This is a genomic window from Micromonospora sp. ANENR4 (genome assembly GCF_015354395.1).
Lineage (GTDB): Bacteria > Actinomycetota > Actinomycetes > Mycobacteriales > Micromonosporaceae > Micromonospora > Micromonospora aurantiaca.
The window spans coordinates 14277-39652 of the sequence record NZ_JADKYQ010000019.1 but is presented as its reverse complement, the minus strand read 5'-3'; the positions used below and the strand labels follow the sequence as shown (position 1 = coordinate 39652).

Here is a 25376-nt window from a genome sequence, read left to right as displayed (position 1 = left end):
ACCAGGGCCTAGTATGGCGTGTGCCCAACGAGCAGCTGCGGCGGATGGACGCCTTCACCTTCCCGTCCTACTCGATCGACTTCGCCACCGGCGAGGTCCTGTTCGACTACGCCCTGACCGGTCCCGACGGCGAGCAGCGGTTCACCGAGGTGATCATGCTTCCGCTGCCGGCCGAGCCGGTCTCCGACGCCACAGCTGCCACCCTGTCCCGGGTGCTGGAGCTGCTGCACGTGGTCGCCGGCGTCAGCTACTACAAGGCCGCCGCGCCGCCCCGGCTGGTGCTGCCCGCGCCGCTGGGCGCCGCCGCCGTCGAGCTGGTCACCGCCGTCTACACCAAGGGCCTCGCCGAGTACGCGTACCGCAACGAGCTGCCGCACGTGCTGGAACTGCGGCCCGAGGTGCCGTCCGGCACCGTGGACCCCGCGGTGCCGGTGGACAACTCCGACCGTCGTCCGCTGTCGGCTGTCGGCGGCGGCAAGGACTCCATCGTCACGCTGGAGGCGCTGCGCCGCGCCGGCCTCGACCCGGTGCCGTTCTCGGTCAACCCGAACCACGTGATCGTGTCGGTGAACGAGGCGTCGGACCTGGTGCCGCTGGCCGCCCGGCGGCGGCTGGACCCGGTGCTGTTCGAGCTGAACGCGGCCGGTGCGCGCAACGGGCACATCCCGGTCACCGCGATCAACTCGCTGATCGCCGTGGCCACCGCCGTCCTGCACGGGCTCGGCCCGGTGGTGATGTCGAACGAGCGCTCCGCGTCCGACCCGAACCTGATCTGGAACGGCCACGAGATCAACCACCAGTGGTCGAAGGGCGTCGAGGCCGAAGGGCTGCTGCGCGCGGCGCTGGCCGAGCACGCGGGGCTCACCGAGCCGTACTTCTCGCTGCTGCGCTCCCTGTCCGAGCTGCACATCGCCCGGCTGTTCGCCGAGATCGACCGGTACGACGCGGTGGTGACCAGCTGCAACGCCGCGTTCAAGCTGCGCGACGCGAGCGAGCGCTGGTGCCGCGACTGCCCGAAGTGCCGGTTCGTGTTCCTGGCCATGTCGCCGTTCATGCCCCGCGAGCGGCTGACCGGCATCTTCGGCGGTGACCTGCTGGCCGACGAGTCCCAGATCCCCGGTTACCGGGAGCTGCTCGGCATCGACGGGCACAAGCCGTTCGAGTGCGTGGGCGAGGTGGAGGAGTCTGTGGTCGCGCTGAGCCTGCTCGCCCAGCAGGACCAGTGGCGCGACGCCCCTGTGGTACGCGCCCTGGTGGCGGCGCTGCCCGACACCGCCTGGCAGGCGGCGGCCACCTCCGACGTGTTCACCCCCGGCGGCGACAACTTCATCCCCGCCCCCTACGCCAAAACCCTGACCGCCCTGACCTGACCCACCCCCTTTCCTCCCGCCCCCGCCCCCGCCCCGCCCCGCCCCGTCGATCATGAACTTGACGGTGCGAATTCCGGCGAATCACCGGCTCAACCTCATGATCACCCCCACAGCCCATCGATCTTGGAGTTGTGGCACCTCTGATAACGGTGGTAGTAGGCATTCCGGGCGCCACAACTCCAAGATCGGCGCGGGCCAGCCCGGAAGGGCGGGAGGGCGGGCCGCGGTCAGGGGGTGCGGATGGCGTCCAGGGCCAGCAGGGCCACGTGCAGGGACAGGCACCTGTCGACCGAGTCGAGGTCGGCGTCGAGGATGCGGCCGATACGGGCCAGCCGCTCGTAGAACGCCGGCCGGGACAGGTGCGCGGCGGCGGCGCCGGCCGACTTGTTCCGCCCCTGCTCCAGGTACGCCCGCAGCGTGCCGAGCAACTGCTCCCGCGGGTGCTGGGCGTCGTAGGCGAGCAGGGGCCCGAGTTCGCGCTCGACGAACGTCTGCAACCGGGGCTCGTCGCGCAACAGGTGCAGCAGCCCGGCCAGCCCCACGTGCGGCAGCCGGTAGCAGGGCAGATCCCGGGGATCCCGCCGGGCCGCCTCGGCGACCTGCCGCGCCTCGATCAGTGACCGGCGTGCCTCGCGCAGGCTGCTCACACCGGACCCGGCCGCCACCACGATCGCGGCCCGGGGCGGCGCGTCGACCGGCCGCGCGCTCCCCGACGCGACGGCCCGTCCGGCGGGACGGTCAGGCGACTCCGACGGGCGGGACGCCGGGCGGGCGGCGGGGGCGGCGTCGAGGCGTACCCGGCGCAACGCCGCGGCGAACGCGGACAGTGCCTTCTCCTCGGCGGCCGGGTCGGGGAGCGCCAGCAGCGCGCCCACGGCCTGGTCGTCGAGCGGGCTGGTCAGCGCGGTGAGCTTGGCGTCCCGGACGGCCTGGCTGACCGCCTCGGCGAGGTCGCGCAGCCGGGCCGGGCCGGCTTCCGGGTCCTCGGCGTCGGTGTCGCGGCGCGCGCCCCGGCGGGCGGCGGCCGGCTCGTCGTCGGGGGCGCCCGCGTCGCCGGACGGCTCGTCGGCGCGGTGGCGGACCACGACGCCGACCAGGTGGCGGCGGTCCAGGACGACGCCGAGCGCCTTGGCGCGCAGCGCCACCTCGTCCACCGGGCGGGTGTGGTCGATCAGCGCGGTCAGCAGCGTGCGGTGGATCTGCCGTTCCAGCCCCTCGGCGTCGCGCCGGATCAGCCGGCCCAGCGCCAGCGTGGAGGCGGCCCGTTCGATCAGGATGGTCAGCCGGGTCGGCGGGGTGGACTCGGTGGCCGGCCAGCGCAGCAGCAGCCGTCCCCAGTCCTGTCCCCGCGCGCCGACTGTGGTGACGAGCCAGCCGCTGTCCGGGTCGTACGCGGTGCGCCCGGGCGGGCGGATCTGCCGCGAGTGCCGTTCCCAGCCGTCCAGCAGCAGTTGGGCGTTCTCCCCCGCCGGGTCGTACGCGAGCACCTGCCGGGACAGGTTCTCCAGCACCATCGGGCAGCCGGCCAGTTCGGCGGCCTGCCGCAGCACCTCGGCCGGTTCGGCGCCCTCCACTGACAGTTCGGTGAACCGCTGGTGGATCTCCTCGGTGGCGCGCAGTTCGGTGAGCTGGGCGTCGACGATCAGCGCGTGCACCGCCTCGGTGATGCGGACGAACGGGGTGCCCCGGCGCAGCTCGATCAGGGGCAGTCCGCGTCGTTCGGCGGCGGCGGCCATCACCCGTGGGACTCCGCTGACGTAGCGGCGGCCCAGTTCGACCACCAGCCCGGAGACGCCGACGTCGGCCAGGGCACCGATGAACTCGCGGAGCCCGGCGTCGTCGCCCGGCAGGCCGATCCCGGTGGTCAGGACCAGTTCGCCGCCGCCGAGCAGGGTGGCGATGTCGGGTACCTCGGCGATGTGCACCCAGCGCACCGACCGGTCCAGTCCGGCGTTCCCCGCGACCAGGCGCGGCGCGCCGTGGCGCACGGGCACCAGCTCCAGCACCTCACGCACGGTAGGGAACACGGGCGACACGCTACCCTGCGTCACCACCGTTGCCGAAAGCCACACCGCCCGCCGGCCCGCCGAGAAGGCGGGGACCGGCGGGCGGACGGAACGAAGGATGGCGATCAGTCGACGCCGAACTCCATCGCGGCCCGGTCGAGCGCCTCGTCCTCGGCGGTGGGCACGCCCCGGGACGCGATGGCCTCGGCGCCGCCCTGCGGCATGGCGCCGATCAGCCCGGTCGAGGCCGCCTGGGCGGCGCCGACGACCCGCTGCGGGGTGCCGCCGCCGACCATGCCGACTGAGGCGTACTGCTCCAGCTTCGCCCGGGAGTCGGCGATGTCCAGGTTGCGCATGGTGAGCTGGCCGATCCGGTCGGCCGGGCCGAACGCCGAGTCCTGGGTGCGCTCCATCGACAGCTTGTCCGGGTGGTAGCTGAACGCCGGGCCGGTGGTGTCGAGGATCGAGTAGTCCTCGCCCCGGCGCAGCCGCAGCGTGACCTCGCCGGTGACTGCCGTGCCGACCCAGCGCTGCAGCGACTCGCGCAGCATCAGCGCCTGCGGGTCCAGCCAGCGGCCCTCGTACATGAGGCGACCGAGGCGGCGGCCCTCGTTGTGGTAGTTGGCGAGGGTGTCCTCGTTGTGGATGGCGTTGACGAGCCGCTCGTAGGCGGCGTGCAGCAGCGCCATGCCGGGGGCCTCGTAGATGCCGCGGCTCTTGGCCTCGATGATCCGGTTCTCGATCTGGTCGGACATGCCCAGGCCGTGCCGGCCGCCGATGGCGTTGGCCTCCAGCACCAGGTCGACGGCGCTGCCGAACTCCTTGCCGTTGATCGTCACCGGGCGGCCCTGGTCGAAGCCGATGGTGACGTCCTCGGTGGGGATCTCCACGGTCGGGTCCCAGAACTTGACGCCCATGATCGGCTCGACCGTCTCGATGCCGGTGTCCAGGTGTTCGAGCGTCTTGGCCTCGTGGGTGGCGCCCCAGATGTTGGCGTCGGTCGAGTACGCCTTCTCGGTGCTGTCCCGGTAGGGCAGGCCGCGCTCCAGCAGCCACTCCGACATCTCGGTGCGCCCACCCAGCTCGGTGACGAAGTCGGTGTCCAGCCACGGCTTGTAGATCCGCAGCTGCGGGTTCGCCAGCAGGCCGTACCGGTAGAACCGCTCGATGTCGTTGCCCTTGAACGTCGAGCCGTCGCCCCAGATCTGCACGTCGTCGGCGATCATCGCGCGGACCAGCAGCGTGCCGGTCACGGCGCGGCCCAGCGGCGTGGTGTTGAAGTAGGCCCGCCCGCCGGAGCGGATGTGGAAGGCGCCGCAGGTCAGCGCCGCCAGCCCTTCCTCAACCAGGGCGGCGCGGCAGTCGACGAGGCGGGCGACCTCGGCGCCGTAGCTGAGCGCGCGGCCGGGCACCGACGCGATGTCGGGCTCGTCGTACTGGCCGATGTCAGCGGTGTAGGCGCAGGGGACGGCGCCCTTGTCGCGCATCCACGCGACGGCTACCGAGGTGTCGAGGCCGCCGGAGAAGGCGATGCCGACACGTTCGCCGATGGGCAGGGAGGTGAGAACCTTGGACACAAGGAAGATTATGCACGGTCTCGCATGGTCATGCAAGCTGGTCCGTCAGAGCGCGTCCTCACGCCCCAGCTCCCAGAACGCCACCGCCGCGGCGGCCGCCACGTTCAGCGAGTCCACACCGCGCCGCATCGGGATCACCACCCGCACGTCGCTGGCCGCCTGCGCCGCCGCGGTCAGCCCCGGCCCCTCCGCCCCGAGCAGCAACGCCGCCCGCACCCGCTGCGCCGGAGTCAGCCGCTGCATCGGTACGGCATCCGGCGCGGGCGTCATCGCGAGCACCGTGAACCCGGCCGCCCGGACCTGGTCCAGCCCCGCGGGCCAGCGCTCGAGCTTGGCGTACGGCACCGCGAACACCTCGCCCATGCTGACCCGTACGCTGCGCCGGTACAGCGGGTCGGCGCAGGTCGGGGACAGCAGCACCGCGTCGACGCCGAGCGCGGCGGCGCCCCGGAAGATCGCACCCAGGTTCGTGTGGTTGTTGACGTCCTCCAGGATCACCACCCGCCGGGCGGCGGCGAGCACCTCGTCGGCGGAGCGCAGCGGCTTGCGGTGGAACGACGCGAGCACGCCGCGGTGCACGTGGAAGCCGGTGGCGCGCTGCAGCACGTCCGGCGTGGCCGCGTATACCGGCGCGTCACCGGTGTCCAGGTCGGCGAGCTGGTCCACCCGCTTCGCGTCGACCAGGTAGGACCGGGCCGGGTAGCCGGCCCGCAGCGCCCGCCGCAGCACCAGCTCCCCCTCGGCGATGAACAACCCGTGCGGCGGTTCCCAGCGGGTACGCAGCTCCACGTCGGTGAGCGCGCGGTAGTCGGCGATCCGGTCGTCGTCGGGGTCGGTGATCTCGTGGACGGGCACCAGGCGATTCTGCCCGGCCCGCCCGGCCGCTCCGGCGCGGGCCGGGTTTCCGGCGTCCCGGGCGGGGAAGCAAGCCGGGAGGCCGACGGTGACGGAGGAACCAGGATGGGCGCGGATCACGACGGCAACCTCCCCCGCGACGCCACAGTCGCCGACTACCTGGTGGCCCGGCTCGCCGAATGGGGCGTGCACCGCTACTACGGCTACCCGGGCGACGGGATCAACGGCATGACCTCGGCGTTGCAGCGCGCCGAGGGGCGGGCCCGGTTCATCCAGGTCCGGCACGAGGAGACCGCCGGGTTCGCGGCCGGCGCGCACGTCAAGTACGGCGGCGGCCCGCTCGGCTGCGTGGTGGTGACCAGCGGCCCGGGCGCGATCCACGCCCTCAACGGCCTGTACGACGCCAAACTCGACCACCAGCCGGTGGTGGCGTTGCTCGGGCACACCGCGCTGCCCGCCGAGGGCGGCGGCTACTACCAGGAGGTGGACCTCCTCGCGCTCTACAAGGACGTGGCCTCGGCCTTCCTGGCCCAGCTCGACGACCCGTCCCAGGCCCGGCACCTGGTCGACCGGGCCTGCCGCACGGCGCTGGCCCGGCGTACCGTGACCGCCCTGGTCCTGCCGTCGGACGTACAGGACCTGCCGGCGGTGCCCCACCCGCCGCACGCCCACGGCTACTACCACACCAGCGCGGTGCCGAGCAGCGAGCCGACGGTGCCGCCGGAGGCCGACGTGCGCCGCGCCGCCGAGGTGCTGCGCGGCGGCGAGCGGGTGGCGATGCTGGTCGGGCAGGGCGCGCTGGGCGCCGTGGACGAGATACGCCGGATCGCAGACCGCCTCGGCGCCGGGGTCGCCACCGCGCTGCTCGGCTTCACCGCCGTCGACCACCGCCAGCCGTGGGTCACAGGCGCGATCGGCCTGCTCGGCAGCCGCCCGAGCTGGCAGCTCATGCGCGAGTGCGACAGGCTGCTGATCGTCGGCAGCCAGATGCCGTACTCGGAGTTCTATCCCCCGGAGGGCCAGGCCCGGGCGGTGCAGATCGACATCGACGGCACCCGGATGGGGCTGCGCTACCCGACCGAGGTGAACCTGACCGGCGACGCCGGACCGACGCTGCGCGCCCTGCTCGAGGAACTGGGCCCGGGGCCGGGCCCGACCGCCTGGCGGGCCACCCTCGCCGACGCCACCGGCAAGTGGCGGGCCTCGCAACGCGAGGTCGCCGCCCAGCCCGCCGACCCGGTCAACCCGCAGTCGCTGTTCACCTCGCTCGACGACGCGCTGCCGGACGACGCCATGCTCGCCGTCGACTGCGGCACCGCCACCGCCTGGTACGCCCGGCACGTGCGCGTGCGCCCCGGCATGCTGGCCAGCCTCTCCGGCACGCTGCTCTCGATGGGCGGCGGGATGCCGTACGCGCTGGCGGCGAAGTTCGCCCACCCGGACCGGCCGGTGATCGCGCTGCTCGGCGACGGCGCGATGCAGATGAACGGCGTCAACGAGCTGATCACGGTGGCGAAGTACTGGCGGGAGTGGGCCGACCCGCGGTTCGTGGTGCTGGTGCTCAACAACCGGGATCTCGCGTTCGTCAGCTGGGAGCAGCGTTCCAGCGAGGGCACGCCGATGTTCCCGGACAGCCAGGACCTGCCGGATGTGGCGTACCACAGGTGGGCCGAGGTGCTGGGCCTCGGCGGTGAGCTGGTCGACTCCCCCGGCCGGGTGGACGGCCTGTGGCAGCGGGTACTCGACGCGGACCGCCCGGTGGTGGTGAACGCCGTGGTGGACCCGGCCGAGCTGATGCTTCCGCCGCACTTCACCGCCGAGCAGGCCCGCAAGACCGCCGCCGCGGTGCTGCGCGGGGACAGCGACCGGGCCGGCATCGTACGGCGCGGCGTACCGGCCGCGCTCGCCACGTACCGGCCCCGCCGCCGGGGCCGCTGAGGCGTCAGGCCCGCGCGTAGCGCAGCAGCACCGACCGTGCGTCGAAGGCGCGCGTCTCGACCAGCCGCAGGCCCTGCCGGGCCAGGCCGGGCAGCACCTGCCGCCCGCCGCCGAGCACCACCGGGTGCACGATCACCTCGTAGGTGTCGACGAGCCCGAGCGCGGCCAGCGCCGTCGCCGCCCCGGTGCCGCCGGTGACCAGCAGGTCGCCGGGGAACCGCTCGCGGACCTCGGCGAACTCCTTCGCCAGGTCGCCACCGCCGACCACCACGGCGCCGTGGCCCGCCTCGGCGAGCGTCCGGGAGACCACGACCTTCGGGGTACGCCGCCAGACCGGCGCGAACGCCAGGTCGTGCGGGTGGTCGGAGATCGACTCGACCTGCGGCCAGTAGGAGGACATCATCTCCCACACCCGCCGCCCGTAGACGAAGGCGTCGGCCCGCTCGGCCAGCCCGATCGAGTACGCGGACAGCTCCTCTCCCATCTCCGGCCAGTCGAACTCGCCGTTCGGGCCCTCGATGAAGCCGTCGACCGACGTGTGCACCCCGTAGATGACGTTGCCCATGATGTGTTCCTCCGCGTCGCGGCGCGTCCCGGCCGGGCGCGCTCACCGGTGGGTCGGAGCCGCCGGACCGGATCCGACAACCGGGCGTCGTCGATTTCCGGCTAGCCTGCGGGCGTGGCCCGCCCCCTGATGATCGCACTGATCGGTGTCGACGGTTCCGGCAAGACGACCCAGGCCAGGGCGCTGGCGGCGCGGCTGCGGGAGCGGGGTGTCCGGGCGCGGTACTTCGAGAACGCCGGTGGGCGGCCGCTGTGGAACCGGCTGGCGCGGGCGCTCGGCCGGCCGGACGGGGTGGCGCTGTTCGGTCGTACCGTCTATCCGGCCCTGGAGGCGACGGTGCGCGCGGCGGCGATGGCCCGGACCGTGGCGGTGGCCCGCCTGACCGGACGGGTGGCGGTGCTGGACCGGTGGACCTGGTGCCAGGACGTGATCATGGCGGCCCGGGGCGACCGGGGACGGCACGTGGTGCGCGCCGTCTACGCGGTCTTCCCGCGCCCGGCGGTGGTGTGCTTCCTGGCCACCTCGCCCGAGGTGGCGCAGCGGCGGGTGGCCGCGCGGGCCATCGACACCGAGGAGCTGGCGCACCTGCGCGCGCTGGACGGGGCATACCGGGCGCTGCCGGAGTTCGGCTCGTTCGTCACGCTCGACGGCGACGGCACCCCGGACGAGGTGGCCGCCGCCCTCGATGCGGCGGTGCGTGCGGCGCGGCGGTGAGAGAGGCCGTTACCCCCGCTCACGCAACCAGCGCAGCACGTCCGAGGGCAGCTCACTCTCCTGGCGCTGCTCGCGGCGGTCCGGCTCGGTCCGCCGGGGCGGCTGCGGGCGCTGCGGGTCGCCGACCAGCGCCCGGCTCGGCGCGGTGAAGTCGGCCACCGGCTTGCCGGTGAGCGCCGTCTTGATGGTCCGCGCCACCGCGTCGATCACCTTCGCCTGCACGGCGGAGCCGACCAGGTCGGTGACGTCGTCCGGGTTGGCGGCGATGCCGGCGACCGCGACCTGCGGGGTGTAGCCGACGAACGTCTCGGTGGCGTTGCGCTCCGAGCTGCCGGTCTTGCCGGCCACCGGGCGGCCGACGATCCGGTCGACGGCGGTGGCGGTGCCGCCGTTGCACTGCTCGAACGCGGACTGCTGACCGACCGGGCAGCGGGCCGCGTCGGTGGCGGCGCGGGCCACGTCCGGTTCGAGCACCCGCTTGCAGGACGGCTGCGCCACGTCGACGGCGTCGCCGTCGGGCGCGGTCACCGAGACCACCGGCAGCGGCGTGCAGTACGTGCCCTCGGCCGCCACCGTGGCGTACGCGTTCGCCAGGTCCAGCGGGGTCGTGGCGGCCACGCCGAGCGTGAACGCGCCCCAGTTGGCGGCGTTGTCGCGGGCGAACGCGGCGTCGGAGTCGGCGCGGAAGGTGATGCCGAGGCGCTGGGCCATCTCCACCACCTTGTCCTCGCCGACCTGTTCGGCCAGCCAGACGAAGTACGTGTTGACGGACCGGCCGAAGCCGTCCCATATCATCCGGTAGCCGTCCATCCACTGCGGGTTGGCGTTGGCCGGGCACCACGTGCCGTCGCAATTGCCCTCGTCGTCCGAGGCGTACCGGGTGGGCAGCCGGCTCGGGGCGTCGAAGCCGGTGGACAGCGGCTTGCCCGCCTCCAGCGCGGCCAGCATGGTGAACATCTTGAACGTCGAGCCGGCCTGGTAGCCGTCGACGCTGGCGCCGCCGGAGATCAGCGGGTTGACCGTGTTCGGGTGGTTGGCCTGCCCGTCCGGGTTGGCGTCGAGGCTGTAGTGCCGGTTCACCGCCATCGCGAGCACCCGGCCGGTGCCCGGCTCGACCGCCGCGATCGGCAGCGCCCGCTTGTTGCCGTACCCGTAGACCTTGGTGGCCTGCTCCTGCGCGGTCTCCTGGATCTTCGGGTCGAGCGTGGTGACGACCCGGTAGCCGCCGCGGCGCAGCGCCTGCTCCCGCTCCTCGGGGGTGCTGCCGAACGCCGGCTGGGTGATCCACCAGCGGCGCAGGTAGTCGCAGAAGAAGCCCCAGTCGTCGTGGCCCTGGGCGGTGGCGGTGCAGCCGTTGGGCTGGGCGGTCGGGCGCAGCGTCAGCGCCTCGGCCTTGGCCGCGGCGGCCTGCTGCGCGGTGATCGCGCCGGTCTCGGCCATCGCGTCGAGCACGTACCCGCGCCGGGTCAGCGCCTGGTCCTTGTCGCCGTCGATCGGGCTGTACGCGTCGGGCGACTGGACCAGGCCGGCGAGCAGCGCCGCCTCGCCCAGCGTCAGGTCGGCCGGGGCCTTGCCGAAGTAGCGCTGGCTCGCGGCGGCGACGCCGTACGCGCCGGAACCGAAGTACGCGATGTTGAGGTAGCGGTTGAGGATCTCGTCCTTGGACAGCGACTGCTCCAGCGCGTTCGCGTACCGGATCTCCTGGAGCTTGCGCCCGACGGTCTGCTCGGTGGCGGCCTGCCGCTCCTCCGGGGTGCGGTTCGGGTCGGTCTTGAGCACGTTGCGGACGTACTGCATGGTCAGCGTGGAGCCGCCCTGCTCGGTGCCGCCGCCCTTGACGTTAGCCACCAGCGCACGGGCGATGCCGCGCAGGTCAGCGCCGCCGTGCGAGTAGAACCGCCGGTCCTCGGCCGCGATGATCGCCTGCCGCATCACCGGGGCGATCTCGGCCAGCGGCACGTCGGTGCGGTTCACGTCGTAGAACGTGGTGATCAGCGTCTTGCCGTCGTTTGCGTAGAGGTAGGAGCGCTGCGGCTGCACCGGGGTGCGCAGCGCGTCGGGCAGCTCCGCGTACGCGCCGAGCGCGGCCCGGGCGGCGAACCCGCCGAGCAGGCCGCCGGGAAGCGCGGCGAGCGCGAGGACGAGCCCGGCGAGCAGGCCGGCCAGCAGCACGGTGAACAGCCGCGACAGCGGCGACCTGGGAGACGGCATGGACGCAAGGATTGCCACGAAAGCCGCCTACCGGCCACCTCGCCAGGCAACTGTCAGTTACTTCACGGCGACCGCCCAGCTGAAGAAACGGTCAGCCCGCCCCGAGTGGGCCCTTCGGTGACGCGGGCGGCACGGGTGCGGCGGCGACGCTCGCCGCGGCGGCGTCCCGGGCGATGGTCTCGGGCACCAGGCGGCCGCTGCGGTAGCCGATGCCGATGCCGGCGACCAGCACGAAGATCGCGCCGAACGTCTGCAGCGAGCCGATCAGCGCGCCACCCAGCCCGAGCAGCGGGGCGGCGATCATCAGCATCGTCCCGTCGCCGTAGGAGAACATCCCGGACCGGGCGACCGACCAGCCGGTGAGGAACCAGCCCGCGCTGTAGAGGGTGGCGCCGAACAGCACGATGCCACGCGCGGTCACGCCGAACACCGGCGTCTGCTCGGCCAGCCCGGCGAACGGCAGCATCAGCACCATCCCGCCGATGCTCGCCAGCAGCCCGGCCAGTGCGACGCGGCGGCAGCGGGTGGCGGCGAGCAGGCCGGTGAGCGCCAGCAGGGCGAGCAGCCCCAGCCACACCGAGGCGACCCAGCCGACCAGGTAGAGCGGCCGGCCGTCGGCCGGGTACGGGTCGTTGCCCACGCCGCCGTCGCTGGCCATCGCCACCAGGCCGTAGAGAACCGCGTACGCCGGGAGCAGCCAGACCGCCGCGCGGGCGAACCGGCGGATCGACCAGGCCCAGGTCGCGTCGGTGGCCGGCGCTCCCGGGCCGGGTTCGGAGACGAACGGCAGGACCCCGAAACCCCCTCCGGTACGCCGGGAACCGATCGGTCCGGCGGGGTCGTGCGCGCCGGGGACCGGGGTACGGGAGAACAGCCGGTTCGCCGGGTCCTTCATGCCTCACCTCGTTCGCGCCGCGGGTGGCCCGGGGCACGCAACGGCGCTCCGGCCCTGCTCACCACCCGTCCTGAAACCGATGGTGGCAGTCGCCGGAGCGCCGCATGAGGGATTCTCGGATTTGCCGGTCAGCCCCGCTCGCGCTGGTCCGCCGGGTCGTTCACCAGGCTGGCCGGGGACACCGGCTCCGGCGCGGGCAGACCCTTCGGGTTGTTGCCGCCGGTGGCCTGCGCCTCCGCCACGCGTACCTCGTCGTGGATCTCCTGGGCCGCGACGGCCGCGGCCTGGGCGGCCTCGGCGGCCTCCCGCTCGACCTCGCCGGCGCTCTTGGCGGCCTCCGGCGACGGCACGTCGCCGGCCATGTTCGCCAGCCCGCCCAGCGCGCCGCCCATGCCCTCCAGGGCCTTGGTCAGCTCGGTCGGGACGATCCAGACCTTGTTGGCGGTGCCGTTGGCGATCTGCGGCAGCGCCTGGAGGTACTGGTACGCAAGCACCTTCTGGCTCGGGTTGGCGGTGTGGATCGCGTCGAAGACGGTACGGATCGCCTTGGCCTGGCCCTCCGCCTGGAGGATCCGGGCCTGGCGGTCACCGTCGGCGCGCAGCACCGCGGCCTGCTTCTCACCCTCGGCGGTGAGGATCTGCGACTGCTTGTGCCCCTCGGCGTTGAGGATCGCGGCACGGCGGTCCCGCTCGGCACGCATCTGCTTCTCCATCGAGTCGCGGATGCTCGGCGGCGGCTCGATCGCCTTGATCTCGACCCGGGTCACCTTGATGCCCCAGCGGCCGGTGGTCTCGTCCAGCACGCCGGACAGGTGCCGGTTGATCTCCTCGCGGCTGGTCAGCGCGCGCTCCAGGTCGAGCGAGCCGATCACGTTACGCAGCGTGGTGACGGTGAGCTGCTCGATGGCCTGGAGGAAGTTGGAGATCTCGTAGGTGGCGCGAACCGAGTCGACCACCTTGAAGTAGAGGACCGTGTCGATCGAGACGACCAGGTTGTCGGAGGTGATCACCGGCTGGGGCGGGAAGCTGACCACCTGCTCGCGCATGTCGACCTTGGTACGCACCGCGTCGACGAACGGCACCAGCAGGTTCAGGCCCGGGTTCAGCGTGCGCTTGTACCGGCCGAGTCGCTCCACCACGTCCTGACGCTGCTGCGGCACGATCCGCACCGCCTTGAACAGCGTCACCACACCGATCAACGCCACCGCGATCATCAGGATCGCCAGAAACTCCATACCGTTCACCTTTTCGCTTCGGGCAGCTCGCCCGGGGTGGAAATGTCGTCCTGCCATACCAGGGCGGTAGCGCCCCGGACCTTTATCACCTGCACCCGCTCACCCTCGGCGTACGTGCGCGTCGCGTCGTACGAGCGGGCCGTCCACAGCTCACCATCGATCTTGACCATGCCCCGGTCGGCGTCGACCGGCTCCAGGACCACAGCGGTGGCCCCTTCCAGCGCCTCGACCCCGAACGGCTGCTCCCCGGTCTCCAGCGCCGGCCGGGCATGCCGCCGGACCACCGGACGGACCACCGCCACCGACAGCGCCGACACCACCGCGAAGACCACCGCCTGGAGCGCCACCGGCGCACCGAGCGCCGCGGCGCCGGCGGCGGCGAACGCCCCGACCCCGAACATGATCAGGAAGAGCGTCGTCGTGAAGATCTCGGCGACCGCTAATACCACACCCAGAACGATCCAGAACACGGCGTCCACGAGAACAATCCTGACACGTCAACGCACGTGTCATCGAACTGTCATGATCGCTAGGCTCGGCACGGCGTACCGCGCCGCCGGCCGACGAGGAGGACGACATGCCCCTGCTGCCCGAGACCGCGCGTCAGGTGGACCTGCTGGTCGCCCGGGCCCAGGCCGAGGGGCGGGGTCCCTCGCTCGCCCTCGGCGTGGTCCGCGACGGCCGCCTGGCGCACCTGGCGGTCGCCGGTGAGACGCCCCGCCCGGACGGCGACCTCCAGTACCGGGTCGGCTCGATCACCAAGACCATGACCGCGGTGCTGGTGATGCAGCAGCGCGACGCCGGGCGGCTGGCACTCGACGACCCGCTCGACGCCCACCTGCCCGGCACCCCGGTCGGCGCGGTGACCGTGCGCCAACTGCTCGGCCACGTCGGCGGCCTGCAACGCGAGCCGGACGGCGACTGGTGGGAACGCGCCGAGGGCATGGACCTGGACACGCTGCTGGCCGGGCTGACACCGGGCAAGATCGCCTATCCGCCGCACTTCGTCTACCACTACTCGAACCTGGCGTACGGGCTGCTCGGCGCCGTGCTGGAACGGATCACCGGCACGCCGTGGGCGGAGCTGCTGACCGAGCGGCTGCTGACGCCGCTGGGCATGCGCCGCACCACGTACCACCCGGCCGAGCCGTACGCCCACGGCTACGTCGTCCACCCCTGGCACGAGACGCTGCGGGAGGAGCCGCGCACCGACACCGGGGCGATGGCGCCGGCCGGGCAGCTCTGGTCGACGGTCGAGGACCTGGGCCGCTGGGCGGCGTTCCTGGCCGACCCGGACCCGGCGGTGCTCTCCCCCGCCACGCTCACCGAGATGTGCGCCCCCGTCGTCATCAACGACCTGGACGCGTGGACCGGCGGGCACGGCCTCGGCATCGAGCTCTACCGGGTCGGCGACCGGGTGTACGTCGGACACGGCGGCTCCATGCCCGGGTACGTGGCCGGCCTGGCCGTGCACCGGCCGACACGCACCGCCGTGGTCAACTTCGCCAACGCGTACGGGCTGCGCGGCCACCACATCGGCGCGCTCGGCCGCGAGGCGCTCACGCTGGTGCTGGACGCAGAACCGGCCGCGCCCGCCCCGTGGCGCCCGGCCGGCCCGCCCGCCGCCGACGTGGCCGCGCTGACCGGCCGCTGGTGGTGGATGGGCGGCGAGTACGAGTTCCGCGTCGACGCCGCCGGTGACCTGGTCGGCGGTCAGGTGGGCCGGCCGCTGCTCCGCTTCACGCCGGAGGGCCCGGACCGGTGGCGGGGCCGCTCCGGCTCCCAGGACGGCGAGATCCTCACGGTGATCCGCGACGCTTCCGGCACCCCGACAGCCCTCGACATAGCCACCTTCGTCCTAACCCGAACCCCCGACGACCTCCCCTGACATCCCTCGCCCCCGCCCCCGCCGCCCCCGCCGCCCCGCCGATCTTGCACTTGTGGCCCCTATTTCGCCCCGCTATGCCCGATCCGCGGGGACCACAACTCCATGATCGACGCACGTGGCCGCCCTTCACCCCGGTGATCAAGGAGTTTGCGTCGGCGTTGATCTCCAGCACGCCCACAACTCCTTGATCAACCAGGCGAGGGGCACGAGGGCGCCGGAACAGAACCCGGAAGGGGCGGGGACAGGAGATCCGGGGGCGGGCGGAGCCGGCGCACGGCGGGGCCGGGGGCGACCGTGACCGGCGCAGGGATCAAGCCTGACCGCCCGGAGCCGGGCACGGTCGCCCCCGGACCCCAACCGCAACCACGGCCCTGACAACGACCACGACCGGGCAGCGACCAGTCAGACAGGCTCGGTGACGAAGTCGATCAGGCGCTCCATCGCGTTGATCAGCGGCGTCTCCACGTCGGCGAAGCTGTCCACCCGGGACAGGATGTGCCGCCACATGTCCGCCGGCTCACCCACCCCGAGCGCCGCGCAGACGCCCTCCTTCCAGGGCCGCCCGGGAGGAACCACGGGCCACGCCGCGATGCCGAGCGCGGCCGGGCGTACCGCCTGCCACACGTCGACGTACGGGTGCCCGGTCACCAGCACGTGCGGCGAGTTCACCCGGGCCACGATGCGGCTCTCCTTCGAGCCGGGTACGAGGTGGTCGACGAGCACACCGAGCCGGCGACCCGGGCCGGGCGCGAACGCGCGTACCTCGTCGGCGAGCGCGTCGATGCCGTCCAGCGGTTCCACCACCACGCCCTCGATGCGCAGGTCGTCGCCCCAGATCCGCTCGACCAGCGCGGCGTCGTGCACGCCCTCGACCCAGATCCGGCTGGCCTTGGCGACCTGCGCCCGTACGCCGTCCACAGCGATCGACCCGGACGCGGTACGGCGGCGCGCGGCGGGCACCGGTGCGCGGGCCGGGCGTCGCAGCGTGACCGGCCTGCCGTCGAGCAGGAACGCGGCGGGCAGCAGCGGGAAGTTGCGCCGCCGTCCGTGCCGGTCCTCCAGCACGACCGCGCCGGAGTCGAAGCCGACCACCGCGCCGCAGAACCCGGAGTCGGCGTCCTCGACCACCAGGTCGGGTTCGGCGTCGACCTCGGGGGTGACCTTCCGTCGTCGCCAGTCACCGGCCAGCACGTCCCCGTCGTATCGCCCCGCCATGCCGCTGACGCTAACCAGCGCCCCGGCGTGTCGCTCGCCGACGCGCCGACCGGGCCGTCATCCGTCGGCACGAAACGGTGCGAAGGGGGTAGTTGGGGTCAGGTCGCGCCGCCGGAGCGGCAGCCGAGACAGCAGCGGCGCGGAGCACGTACCCTTTCCGCATGTCCTCCCCCGCAACGGGCGCGGCCACACTGGCTCCGCGCCGGTCGAGCCGGTTCGTCGCCTGGGTGCGTGCCTGGCGAGCCGGCCTGGTGCCCTTCGACGAGGTGGCCGACGCCGTCGCCGGCGACGAGGAGCACCTCGTCGCCGACGCCCCCGGCACCTGGACCGACGTGTCGCTGCGGGAGGCGCTGCCCAGCCTCGCCAAGCATTCACCAGACGACATCCGCCTGGTGCTGCCCGCGCCCGGTGACCCGCGCGGCCTGCCCGGTCCGGGTGCGTTCGCCGGGGCGGCGCTGGTGGCGGGCGAGGCGGTGGTGGCGAGCGGGATGGGGCTGGTGCCCGAGGTCCGTACGCACACGTCCGGCTCGGGGATGACCTGGGAGACGGTGCTCTGGCGGGTGCATCCGCTACCGGCGGACGCGCCGAAGGCGTCCCTCACCACGCCCGGCGCGGCGGAGGCCGAGGCGGAACTCGCCGCCGTGCTGGCCGAGACCACCGCCACGCTGACCCGGCTGGACGTCGCACAGTGGCGGCCCGAACTCGCCGGGGCGCTCGCCGCGCTGCGCCGGCCGGACGGCGCCACCGACCTGCCGCCCGGCTTCGACCCGCGCGCCCGCCGCCTGTTCGCCCGCGCCGCCGTACTGGATCGGGTGCTCGCGCTGGCCGGGGAGAGCGCGCCCGGCGGCGCGGTGAACACCTACGAGGCGCAGCAGCGGGACGCGGCCCTGCGGCCGCTCACCACCGCGTGCCGGCAGGCCCTGGTGGCCGCCTGCAACGCGCCGCTGCGACTCTAGGGTCTGGTGTGAAAGTCCCTGGCCACGGGCCGCGGGCTGTGTTCCCATGCCGCAGTGAGGAGCGAGAACGTGTTCGGCGCGGACGTACCCCCGACTGTCCGACAGCGGTCTGATCGCGACCTCAGTGACTGTGTGCGGGTGCTGGCAGAGGTTCATGAGCGCGACGGTTATCCGGTGAACTGGCCCGATTTCCCGGCCGCATGGCTCACGCCGCCATCGCTCATCGCCTCCTGGGTGGCGGAACTGGGTGGCCGCATGGTCGGTCATATCGGCTTGTCCCGAAGCGACGCGGGAGACGCGGCACCTGGGCTGTGGGGCGCTCGTGCAGGTGTGAGTATCGACGCGACTGCCGTGGTCAACCGGTTGTTCGTCGCTCCGTCGGCCCGCGGCCACGGGATCGGTGCGCTGCTGATGGCGCAGGCTGTCGAAGAAGCACAGCATCGCGGTTTGCATCCCGTGCTCGACGTGGTGGCTTCTGACACTGCGGCGGCGGCTCTGTACGAGAGGCTCGGCTGGCAGCTGCTGGCCACAGTCGAACAGCGGTGGAGCCCGGAGCAGAAGGTCGCCGTCCGGTGTTATGCGGCGGCAACCTGAGGGTAGTGCCCCTGGTCACAGCCGTTCGTTGAGGACTGCGACCGGCACGGCCGCCTCGTAGCGTACGGCACGCTTGTCGTATCTCGTGGCGACCGCACGATGGCGCTTGAGCCGGTTGACGCCGCATTCGACCGCATGCCGCTCGCGGTAGTCGGTCTTGTCGAACTTCGGTGGCCGCCCGCCGCCTGGCCCTCGCGGCACCGGAACCGGACGGACGCCGCGGCTCAGACCTCGTCGATCAGGTCGGCCACCGAGTCGACGATCCGCGACGGACGGTACGGGTACCGCTCGGCCTCGGTCCGGCTGCTGATGCCGGTGAGCACCAGGATCGTCTCCAGTCCGGCCTCCAGGCCGCACAGGATGTCGGTGTCCATCCGGTCGCCGATCATCGCGGTCGACTCGGAGTGCGCGTCGATGGTGTTCAGCGCCGAGCGCATCATCATCGGGTTGGGCTTGCCGACGAAGTACGGGTCGACACCTGTCGCCTTCGAGATCATCGCCGCCACCGAGCCGGCCGCCGGCAGCGCGCCCTCCATCGACGGGCCGGTGGCGTCGGGGTTGGTGCAGATGAACCGGGCGCCGTCGTTGATCAGCCGGATCGCCTTCGTTATCGCCTCGAAGCTGTAGGTGCGCGTCTCCCCCAGCACCACGTAGTCCGGGGCGAAGTCGCTGAGCACGTACCCCACCGCGTGCAGCGCCGTGGTCAGGCCGGCCTCACCGATGACGTACGCGGTGCCGCCCGGCCGCTGGTCGGCCAGGAACTGGGCGGTGGCCAGCGCGGACGACCAGATCGCCTCCTCCGGCACGTCCAGCCCCATCCGGGCCAGCCGCGCCTGGAGGTCGCGGGGCGTGTAGATGGAGTTGTTCGTCAGCACCAGGAACGGCTTGCCGGAGGCACGCAGCTTCTTGACGAACTCCGGGGCACCGGGCACCGGCTGCCCCTCGTGCACCAGCACGCCGTCCATGTCGGTGAGCCAGCTCTGCACCGGCTTGCGGTCAAGCATCGTGTCGTCCCCAGGGGTGTCGTCGGGTCGGGCTCAGGGCCGGCGGGCCGGGGGTACGCAGCACAGCGCCGGGCAGGTGTCCCAGGCCGGCAGTTCGCCGAGTCGGCGGCGCAGCCGCTCGCCGTCCGGGGCGGTGCGCTCCAGCACCAGCTCGCGGACCATCGTCACGAACCGGGGGTCGACCCCCGGGGTGCCGGCGCGGACGAAGTCCAGGCCGAGCTGCTTGGCCGTCTCCAGCGCCTCGGTGTCCAGGTCCCACACCACCTCGAGGTGGTCGGAGACGAAACCGATCGGGCTGACCACCACGCTCGTCACGCCCTGCTCGGGCAGCGTCGCCAGGTGGTCGTTGACGTCCGGCTCCAGCCACGGCACCTGCGGCGGCCCGGACCGGCTCTGCCAGACCAGGTCGTACTCCAGGTCGGGCGCGGCCGCGGCGTGCACCAGCCGGGCGACCTCCTCGAGCTGGGCGGTGTAGCGGCCGCCGTGCGGGCCGGCGGTGGCCGCCGCGGACATCGGGACGGAGTGCGCGGTGAAGACCAGCCGGGTGCTGTCCCGCTTCGCCGGGTCGAGCTGGGCCAGCGCGGCGCGGACCGCGTCGGCGTGCGGCTCGATGAAGCCGGGGTGGTCCCAGAACTGGCGCAGCTTCTCGATCAGCGGGGCGTCCGGGCCGACGGCGGCGCGGGCCGAGGCGATGTCCTCCTGGTACTGCCGGCAGGAGGAGTAGCCGCCGTACGCGCTGGTGACGAACGCCAGGGCCCGGGTGATCCCGTCGTCGCGCATCCGCGCCACCGTGTCGGCGAGCATCGGATCCCAGTTGCGGTTGCCCCAGTAGACCGGCAGGTCGACGCCGTTGGCGGCGAAGTCCGCGCGGATCGCCGCGAGCAGGTCACGGCACTGCTGGTTGATCGGCGACACCCCGCCGAAGTGCAGGTAGTGCTCGGCGACCTCGGCCAGCCGCTCGGGCGGCACCCCCCGCCCCCGGGTCACGTTCTGCAGGAACGGGAGAACGTCCTCGGGCCGCTCCGGGCCGCCGAAGGAGACCAGCACCAACGCGTCGTACGCCATGGGGCCATTCTTCCTCGCCCGCCGTCACGGCGTGGCGACGCCCCCTGGTCGGTGTGGTGACCACCCGGGCCGCAGCGTGTTAAAAAGGGCCCCTTCCGCTGCACGAGGCGTTGAGAAGGGGCCCTTCCTTACATCTCAGGCGCCGATGGCGTGGTAGCCGCCGTCGACGTGGACGATCTCACCGGTGGTGGCCGGGAACCAGTCGGACAGCAGCGCCAGGCAGGCCCGCGCGGCGGGCTCCTGGTCGGTGAGGCTCCAGCCCAGCGGGGCCCGCTCGGTCCAGGCGTCCTCGAACTGGTCGAAGCCGGGGATGGACTTGGCCGCGATGGTGCGCAGCGGGCCGGCCGCGACCAGGTTGCTGCGGATGCCCTGCTTGCCCAGGTGCAGCGCCAGGTAGCGGGAGGCGGACTCCAGCCCGGCCTTCGCCACGCCCATCCAGTCGTAGACCGGCCACGCCTTGGTGGCGTCGAAGGTGAGGCCCACCACGGCGCCGCCGGCGGACATCAGCGGCAGCGCGGCCATCGCGAGGGACTTGTACGAGTAGGTGGAGACCTGGAGCGCGGTGGCGACGTCCGCCCAGGGGGCGTCGAGGAAGCCGCCGCCGAGGCAGCTCTGCGGGGCGAACCCGATCGAGTGCACCACGCCGTCGAGGCCGTCGACGTGCTCGCGTACCTTGTCGGCGAGCCCGGCCAGGTGCTCCTCGTTCGTGACGTCCAGCTCGATCACGGGCGCCGGCTCGGGCAGCCGCTTGGCGATCCGCTCCACCAGGGAGAGCCGGCCGTAGCCGGTGAGCACGACCTGGGCGCCGTTCTCCTGGGCGAGCTTCGCCACCGAGAAGGCGATCGACGCGTCGGTGATGACGCCGGTGACAAGCAGCCGCTTACCGGCGAGAAGTCCGGACATTGCGTGTCTCCTCCGTGCTCTGCTCAGTGGCCCATGCCGAGGCCGCCGTCGACCGGGATGACGGCGCCGGTGACGTATCCGGCCGCGTCCGAGGCGAGCCAGGTGACGACGCCCGCGACCTCGTCCGGGGTGGCCATCCGGCCGGCCGGGATCGACTTGCGGATCTCCGCCTTGCGCTCCTCGGGCAGGCCGGCGGTCATGTCGGTGTCGATGAAGCCGGGCGCCACCACGTTCGCGGTGATGTTGCGGGCGCCCAGCTCGCGGGTGATCGAGCGGGCCACGCCGACCAGGCCGGCCTTGCTGGCCGCGTAGTTGACCTGGCCCGCGCCGCCGGAGAGACCGACCACCGAGGAGATGAAGATCATCCGCCCCCAGCGACCGCGGAGCATCTTCGTCGAGGCCCGCTTGGCGACCCGGAACGAACCGGTCAGGTTGGTGTCGAGGACGCGGGCGAACTGCTCCTCGGACATCCGCATGATCAGCGTGTCGTCGGTGATGCCGGCGTTGGCGACGAGCACCTCCACCGGGCCGAGTTCGGCCTCGATCGTGGTGAACGCGGCGTCGACCGACTCGGCGTCGGTCACGTCGCACCGCACGCCGAACAGGCCGTTCTGATGGCCGGCTCCGCCTGCGCCAAACCCCGGCTCGGCTGCTCCGGCACCGGGGACTCCGCCGCTGCGATAGGTGACGGCCACCCGGTCGCCCTGCTTGGCGAACGCCTGCGCGATGGCCAGGCCGATCCCCCGGTTCCCGCCGGTCACCAGCACGGTTCGGGCCACGGATCCCCCTCTGCTCCAGTGATCTCTCGGTCGGTCGGAGCCTAGGGGTTACCGACAGGTAAGCGCTAACCCGCGCAGGTCACGGCACCGCTCCCGCCGGGGTCCGCGGGACCGGCGACCGCGCGCGCGGCACCCGCACCCCCGGTGTACGATGATCGCGTCTGCGGGCCGGTCTGCGCCCGCGCCGGGCCCCGCCGACCGCTGGAGGTGATCGCTGTGCGAGATAGCGATCCTCCCAGTCGTGGCCGGGCCCACCGTCAGCCCCGCTGAGCCACGGCTCGGTCGACGCGGCTGACCCGCTTCCCGCCCCCGCACCGCATCCGCTCTCCGGCGACCACGCCGGGGTGTGGCCTGCCGCGCGGCGGAGCACCCGGTCACGACTTCGTGCGCGTACGCCCCGCCCTCCCACGGCCCGCACCGGGCCGACCGTCGCCACGGAGCACACCCATGAGCCGTTACGTCGCCCCGCTGGGCTTCACCCTCGCCGCCGTCTGGGTGGCCGTCCTGTTCGTGCTGGCCGGCGGCGGTCACTGACCACCGCCGGCCGGTTCCGGCTCACACGAGCCGGGACGTCCAGAGCAGACTCAGCGCGCCCGCGCACAGCGCCAGCAGCAGCGCGATCCCCGCGTACCACTGGGTGATCTCGCGCGGCTCGGTCCGGTAACCGATCGAGCTGCCCATGTCCTGGTAGACCTGCTTCAGCTCGCTGGCCGACGCGGCCTCGTAGAAGAAGCCCTGCGTGGTCTCCGCGAGCTGGGACAGCGCGGTGCGGTCCACCGGCACCCGCTGGAGCTGCCCGCCGATGTCGACCTGCCCCGAGTCGGTGCCGAACGCGATGGTGGACACCGGCACGTTCGCCGCCTGCGCCGCCGCGGCGGCCTCCTCGACCGAGCGGCCCGACGTGCGGTAGCCGTCGGACAGCAGCACGATCCGGGCCGGCGGGATACCGGCGGCGCCGTCGGCCGGCACCGAGCGGATCGCCTCCAGGCAGGTGAACACCGCCTCGCCGGTGGCTGTCGCCTCGGCCAGCACCAGCCCGTCGATCGCGCTGGTGACGGCGGCCCGGTCCTTGGTCGGCGGCACCAGCACGTTCGCCGACTTGGCGAACGAGACGAGCCCCAGGTTGTAGCTCTCCGGCAGCTCGCCGACGAACTGCTTCGCCGCCTCCTGGGCCGCCTCCAGGCGGTTCGGCGACACGTCGTCGGCCTGCATCGACAACGACACGTCGATGGCGAGCATCACGGTGGCCCGCTCCAGCGGCTCGCGGGTGTCGATCGCCGGGCGGGCCAGCCCGGTCGCCAGCACCAGCAGGCAGAGCAGGAACGCGGTCGCCGCGACGTGCCGCCGCCAGCCCAGTCCCTTGGGCGCGACGGTACGCAGCAGGTCGACGTTTGTGAACCGCAGCGCGTACTGCCGGCGGTGCAGTTGCCGCCAGACGTACGCGGCGGCGAGGGCGAGCACCGGCAGCACGGCGAGCAGCCACCACGGTTGCAGAAAACGGATCATCGAGTCGTCCCTCTGGTGCGGGCGTGCCGCTGCGCGGCGACGAAACGCACCATGTCCAGCAGCCAGTCTCGGTCGGTACGCAGGCGCAGGTGGGCCGCGCCCGCGGCGCGGAGCTCGGCGGCGATCGCCCCGCGCTGGGCGGCGGCCGCCTCGGCGTACCGGCGGCGCAGGCCCGGGTCGGCGGTCTGCACCTCGTGCAGTTCGCCGCTCTCCGGGTCGACCACCGGCAGCACCCCCACGTCGGGCAGTTCCAGTTCCCGCGGATCGACCACCTCGACGGCCAGCACGTCGTGGCGGACCCGCAGCTTACGCAGCGGTCGGCCCCACTGCTGCGGCGGCGCGAGGAAGTCGGAGATCACCACCGCCACGCCACGCCGCCGGGGCGGCCGGTTGAGCATGTCGACGAGCGCGCCGAGGTCGCTGCGGCCGGGCCGGATCTCGGCGCCCGCCACCGCCCGCAGCAGCCCCTGGGCCTCTTTGCGGCCGGAACGGGCGGGCAGCCGCAGCATCGTCCCCGGCCCGCCGGCCCCGCCGGTGCCGACGACGGCGCCGATCCGGTTGCCGCCCCGCACGGTCAGGTGGGCCAGCGCGGCGACCGCGGCGACCGCCACGTCCCGCTTGAGCCACCGCCCGGTGCCGAAGTCCAGGCTGGCCGACATGTCGACGGCCAGCCACGTCTCCAGTTCACGGTCGGCCACCGTACGCCGGACGTGCGGCATGGTGGTGCGGGCGGTGACCGGCCAGTCCATCCGGCGCACGTCGTCGCCGGGCCGGTACTCCCGGGACTCCCCCGCCTCGCTGCCCGGTCCGGGCAGCAGCCCGGCGTAGTCGCCCTGGAGCAGCCCGTCCAGCTTGCGGGTGACCATGATCTGGAGCCGGGCCAGCACGGCCCCCGAGCGGTCGCCGGCGGCGCTCAGCGGGGTGGGCGAGGTCACGGCCGCTGCCCGGGCCATCCGTTGTGCGGGACGGCCGGTGGCGGCGGTGTGGCCTGCTGGCGGGGCGCGACGGCGGGCAGCGGGATGGTCGACATCACCCGGTGCACGATGTGGTCGGCCGGTACGTCGTCGGCGAGCGCGTCGTAGCTGAGCACCAGCCGGTGGCGCAGGATGTCCGGGGCGATGTCCTGCACGTCCTGCGGCAGCGCGTAGTCCCGGCCGCGCAGCAGCGCCAGCGCGCGGGTGGCCCGGACCAGGCCGAGCGAGGCGCGCGGGCTGGCGCCGTACTGGATGAGCTGGGCCACGTCGGGCATGCCGTGCTCGGCGGGCGCCCGGGTGGCGAGCACCAGCCGGACCGCGTAGTCGACGAGCGCGTTGTGCACGAACACCTGGTCGGCCTTGCGCTGGAGGGCGACCAGGTCCGGGGTGTCGAACACCCGGGCCGGCTCGGGCGGCGCGACGCCCATCCGGTAGACGATCTCGCGCTCCTCGGCGTCCGTCGGGTATCCCACGACGATCTTCATGAGGAACCGGTCCCGCTGCGCCTCGGGCAGCGGGTAGACACCCTCCTGCTCGATCGGGTTCTGGGTGGCCATGACCAGGAACGGGTCCGGTACCCGGTGGCTCTCGCCGCCGATGGAGACCTGCCGCTCGCTCATCACCTCCAGCAGCGCCGACTGCACCTTGGCGGGCGCGCGGTTGATCTCGTCGGCGAGCAGGAAGTTGACGAAGACCGGGCCCAGCTCGACGTCGAACTTCTCGCTGGACTGCCGGTAGATCCGGGTGCCCATGATGTCGGCAGGCACCAGGTCGGGGGTGAACTGGACCCGGGCGAACGAGCCGCCGACGACCCGGGCCAGGGTCTCCACGGCGAGCGTCTTGGCCACACCCGGCACACCCTCCAGCAGGCAGTGCCCCCGGGCCAGCAGCGCGACGAACATCCGCTCGACCATCCGGTCCTGGCCGACGATCACCCGCTTGGTCTCGAACAGTGCCCGCTCCAGCAGCGTGGCGTCCTGGGCCGGGGTGGTGCCCGCCGGGGGCGGCGCGTCCGGCGCCGCCTCGGTCGGGTTCGGCACGTCGGGTGTGGTCGACTGGGCCACCGGTCCTCCACAGCAGGGTCGTCGTCGTGGCGTGGTGCGTATCAAGACTGTCATGCCTCGCT

Annotated in this window: 22 protein-coding genes; 6 read left to right on the top strand and 16 right to left on the bottom strand. The window is 73.1% G+C overall.

Going from position 1 to position 25376, the window contains the following annotated elements; all coding sequences use genetic code 11:
- Positions 1–20: 20 nt before the first annotated feature.
- Entirely contained in the window at positions 21–1370 is a 1350-nt protein-coding gene (locus IRY44_RS27335; RefSeq protein ID WP_194803071.1) for a hypothetical protein, read from the top strand.
- Between the two features lie 227 nt (positions 1371–1597).
- On the opposite strand, the gene IRY44_RS27330 is transcribed toward IRY44_RS27335, so the two are convergent.
- From IRY44_RS27330 to IRY44_RS27320, 3 genes are all read right to left on the bottom strand, one after another.
- On the bottom strand, positions 1598–3406 hold the full coding sequence (locus IRY44_RS27330) for a PucR family transcriptional regulator (RefSeq protein WP_194803070.1): 1809 nt from the start codon (positions 3404–3406) through the stop codon (positions 1598–1600).
- A 95-nt stretch (positions 3407–3501) separates the two neighbouring features.
- Positions 3502–4953 (bottom strand): argininosuccinate synthase, encoded by a 1452-nt coding sequence (gene argG / locus IRY44_RS27325; protein WP_194803069.1) that lies wholly within the window; start codon positions 4951–4953, stop codon positions 3502–3504.
- Between the two features lie 45 nt (positions 4954–4998).
- A complete protein-coding gene (locus IRY44_RS27320; protein ID WP_228532936.1) occupies positions 4999–5811 on the bottom strand; it encodes an RNA methyltransferase in 813 nt (270 codons plus the stop codon).
- A 102-nt stretch (positions 5812–5913) separates the two neighbouring features.
- On the opposite strand from IRY44_RS27320, the gene IRY44_RS27315 reads away from it, so the two are divergent.
- On the top strand, positions 5914–7746 hold the full coding sequence (locus IRY44_RS27315; RefSeq protein WP_194803067.1) for a thiamine pyrophosphate-requiring protein: 1833 nt from the start codon (positions 5914–5916) through the stop codon (positions 7744–7746).
- A gap of 4 nt (positions 7747–7750) precedes the next feature.
- Here the strand turns inward: IRY44_RS27315 and IRY44_RS27310 are convergent, their stop codons facing one another.
- Positions 7751–8311, bottom strand: a complete 561-nt coding sequence (locus tag IRY44_RS27310) for a dihydrofolate reductase family protein (protein ID WP_194803066.1) — start codon at positions 8309–8311, stop codon at positions 7751–7753.
- 114 nt (positions 8312–8425) lie between these two features.
- Here IRY44_RS27310 and IRY44_RS27305 point away from each other — a divergent pair, with 114 nt between their 5' ends.
- Positions 8426–9025 (top strand): thymidylate kinase, encoded by a 600-nt coding sequence (locus IRY44_RS27305; protein ID WP_370585029.1) that lies wholly within the window; start codon positions 8426–8428, stop codon positions 9023–9025.
- Between the two features lie 9 nt (positions 9026–9034).
- Here IRY44_RS27305 and IRY44_RS27300 read toward each other — a convergent pair whose 3' ends face one another.
- From IRY44_RS27300 to IRY44_RS27285, 4 genes are all read right to left on the bottom strand, one after another.
- Entirely contained in the window at positions 9035–11236 is a 2202-nt protein-coding gene (locus tag IRY44_RS27300) for a transglycosylase domain-containing protein (protein WP_228532927.1), read from the bottom strand.
- 91 nt (positions 11237–11327) lie between these two features.
- Entirely contained in the window at positions 11328–12131 is an 804-nt protein-coding gene (locus IRY44_RS27295) for a hypothetical protein (RefSeq protein ID WP_194803064.1), read from the bottom strand.
- A 128-nt stretch (positions 12132–12259) separates the two neighbouring features.
- Positions 12260–13366, bottom strand: coding sequence for an SPFH domain-containing protein (locus IRY44_RS27290; RefSeq protein ID WP_013287363.1), 1107 nt, complete (start codon positions 13364–13366; stop codon positions 12260–12262).
- Positions 13367–13371: 5 nt separating this feature from the next.
- On the bottom strand, positions 13372–13845 hold the full coding sequence (locus IRY44_RS27285) for an NfeD family protein (RefSeq protein ID WP_194803063.1): 474 nt from the start codon (positions 13843–13845) through the stop codon (positions 13372–13374).
- 98 nt (positions 13846–13943) lie between these two features.
- Here IRY44_RS27285 and IRY44_RS27280 point away from each other — a divergent pair, with 98 nt between their 5' ends.
- Positions 13944–15254 (top strand): serine hydrolase, encoded by a 1311-nt coding sequence (locus IRY44_RS27280; protein WP_194803062.1) that lies wholly within the window; start codon positions 13944–13946, stop codon positions 15252–15254.
- Positions 15255–15656: 402 nt separating this feature from the next.
- On the opposite strand, the gene IRY44_RS27275 is transcribed toward IRY44_RS27280, so the two are convergent.
- On the bottom strand, positions 15657–16469 hold the full coding sequence (locus IRY44_RS27275; RefSeq protein WP_194803061.1) for a DUF3097 domain-containing protein: 813 nt from the start codon (positions 16467–16469) through the stop codon (positions 15657–15659).
- 161 nt (positions 16470–16630) lie between these two features.
- On the opposite strand from IRY44_RS27275, the gene IRY44_RS27270 reads away from it, so the two are divergent.
- Positions 16631–17425: a hypothetical protein gene (locus IRY44_RS27270; protein ID WP_135241109.1), complete on the top strand. Its 795-nt coding sequence runs from the start codon at positions 16631–16633 to the stop codon at positions 17423–17425.
- Between the two features lie 138 nt (positions 17426–17563).
- Positions 17564–18019: a GNAT family N-acetyltransferase gene (locus IRY44_RS27265; protein ID WP_262014361.1), complete on the top strand. Its 456-nt coding sequence runs from the start codon at positions 17564–17566 to the stop codon at positions 18017–18019.
- Positions 18020–18243: 224 nt separating this feature from the next.
- Here IRY44_RS27265 and IRY44_RS27255 read toward each other — a convergent pair whose 3' ends face one another.
- The 7 genes from IRY44_RS27255 to IRY44_RS27225 all read right to left on the bottom strand — a co-directional run bounded on the left by IRY44_RS27255 (position 18244) and on the right by IRY44_RS27225 (position 25314).
- Positions 18244–19023, bottom strand: a complete 780-nt coding sequence (locus tag IRY44_RS27255; RefSeq protein ID WP_091048117.1) for an HAD-IIA family hydrolase — start codon at positions 19021–19023, stop codon at positions 18244–18246.
- Between the two features lie 33 nt (positions 19024–19056).
- On the bottom strand, positions 19057–20088 hold the full coding sequence (locus tag IRY44_RS27250; RefSeq protein WP_194803059.1) for a ferrochelatase: 1032 nt from the start codon (positions 20086–20088) through the stop codon (positions 19057–19059).
- A 135-nt stretch (positions 20089–20223) separates the two neighbouring features.
- Positions 20224–20991, bottom strand: coding sequence for an enoyl-ACP reductase FabI (gene fabI / locus IRY44_RS27245; RefSeq protein WP_135241111.1), 768 nt, complete (start codon positions 20989–20991; stop codon positions 20224–20226).
- A gap of 23 nt (positions 20992–21014) precedes the next feature.
- Entirely contained in the window at positions 21015–21770 is a 756-nt protein-coding gene (gene fabG / locus IRY44_RS27240) for a beta-ketoacyl-ACP reductase (RefSeq protein ID WP_194803058.1), read from the bottom strand.
- 555 nt (positions 21771–22325) lie between these two features.
- Positions 22326–23276: a VWA domain-containing protein gene (locus IRY44_RS27235; RefSeq protein ID WP_194803057.1), complete on the bottom strand. Its 951-nt coding sequence runs from the start codon at positions 23274–23276 to the stop codon at positions 22326–22328.
- Complete coding sequence (locus tag IRY44_RS27230; RefSeq protein ID WP_194803056.1) at positions 23273–24229, bottom strand: DUF58 domain-containing protein; 957 nt, start codon at positions 24227–24229, stop codon at positions 23273–23275. Before IRY44_RS27230 ends, IRY44_RS27235 begins: the two co-directional genes overlap by 4 nt.
- Positions 24208–25314, bottom strand: coding sequence for an AAA family ATPase (locus IRY44_RS27225; RefSeq protein ID WP_370585028.1), 1107 nt, complete (start codon positions 25312–25314; stop codon positions 24208–24210). Before IRY44_RS27225 ends, IRY44_RS27230 begins: the two co-directional genes overlap by 22 nt.
- Positions 25315–25376 lie beyond the last annotated feature (62 nt).

Coding starts and splice junctions, on each gene's coding strand:
- IRY44_RS27315 (WP_194803067.1), top strand. CDS start 5,914: ATGGGCGCGGATCACGACGGCAACCTCCCCCGCGACGCCACAGTCGCC.
- IRY44_RS27310 (WP_194803066.1), bottom strand. CDS start 8,311: ATGGGCAACGTCATCTACGGGGTGCACACGTCGGTCGACGGCTTCATC.
- IRY44_RS27300 (WP_228532927.1), bottom strand. CDS start 11,236: ATGCCGTCTCCCAGGTCGCCGCTGTCGCGGCTGTTCACCGTGCTGCTG.
- IRY44_RS27295 (WP_194803064.1), bottom strand. CDS start 12,131: ATGAAGGACCCGGCGAACCGGCTGTTCTCCCGTACCCCGGTCCCCGGC.
- IRY44_RS27290 (WP_013287363.1), bottom strand. CDS start 13,366: ATGGAGTTTCTGGCGATCCTGATGATCGCGGTGGCGTTGATCGGTGTG.
- IRY44_RS27280 (WP_194803062.1), top strand. CDS start 13,944: ATGCCCCTGCTGCCCGAGACCGCGCGTCAGGTGGACCTGCTGGTCGCC.
- IRY44_RS27275 (WP_194803061.1), bottom strand. CDS start 16,469: ATGGCGGGGCGATACGACGGGGACGTGCTGGCCGGTGACTGGCGACGA.
- IRY44_RS27270 (WP_135241109.1), top strand. CDS start 16,631: ATGTCCTCCCCCGCAACGGGCGCGGCCACACTGGCTCCGCGCCGGTCG.
- IRY44_RS27255 (WP_091048117.1), bottom strand. CDS start 19,023: ATGCTTGACCGCAAGCCGGTGCAGAGCTGGCTCACCGACATGGACGGC.
- IRY44_RS27250 (WP_194803059.1), bottom strand. CDS start 20,088: ATGGCGTACGACGCGTTGGTGCTGGTCTCCTTCGGCGGCCCGGAGCGG.
- fabI (WP_135241111.1), bottom strand. CDS start 20,991: ATGTCCGGACTTCTCGCCGGTAAGCGGCTGCTTGTCACCGGCGTCATC.
- IRY44_RS27235 (WP_194803057.1), bottom strand. CDS start 23,276: ATGATCCGTTTTCTGCAACCGTGGTGGCTGCTCGCCGTGCTGCCGGTG.
- IRY44_RS27230 (WP_194803056.1), bottom strand. CDS start 24,229: ATGGCCCGGGCAGCGGCCGTGACCTCGCCCACCCCGCTGAGCGCCGCC.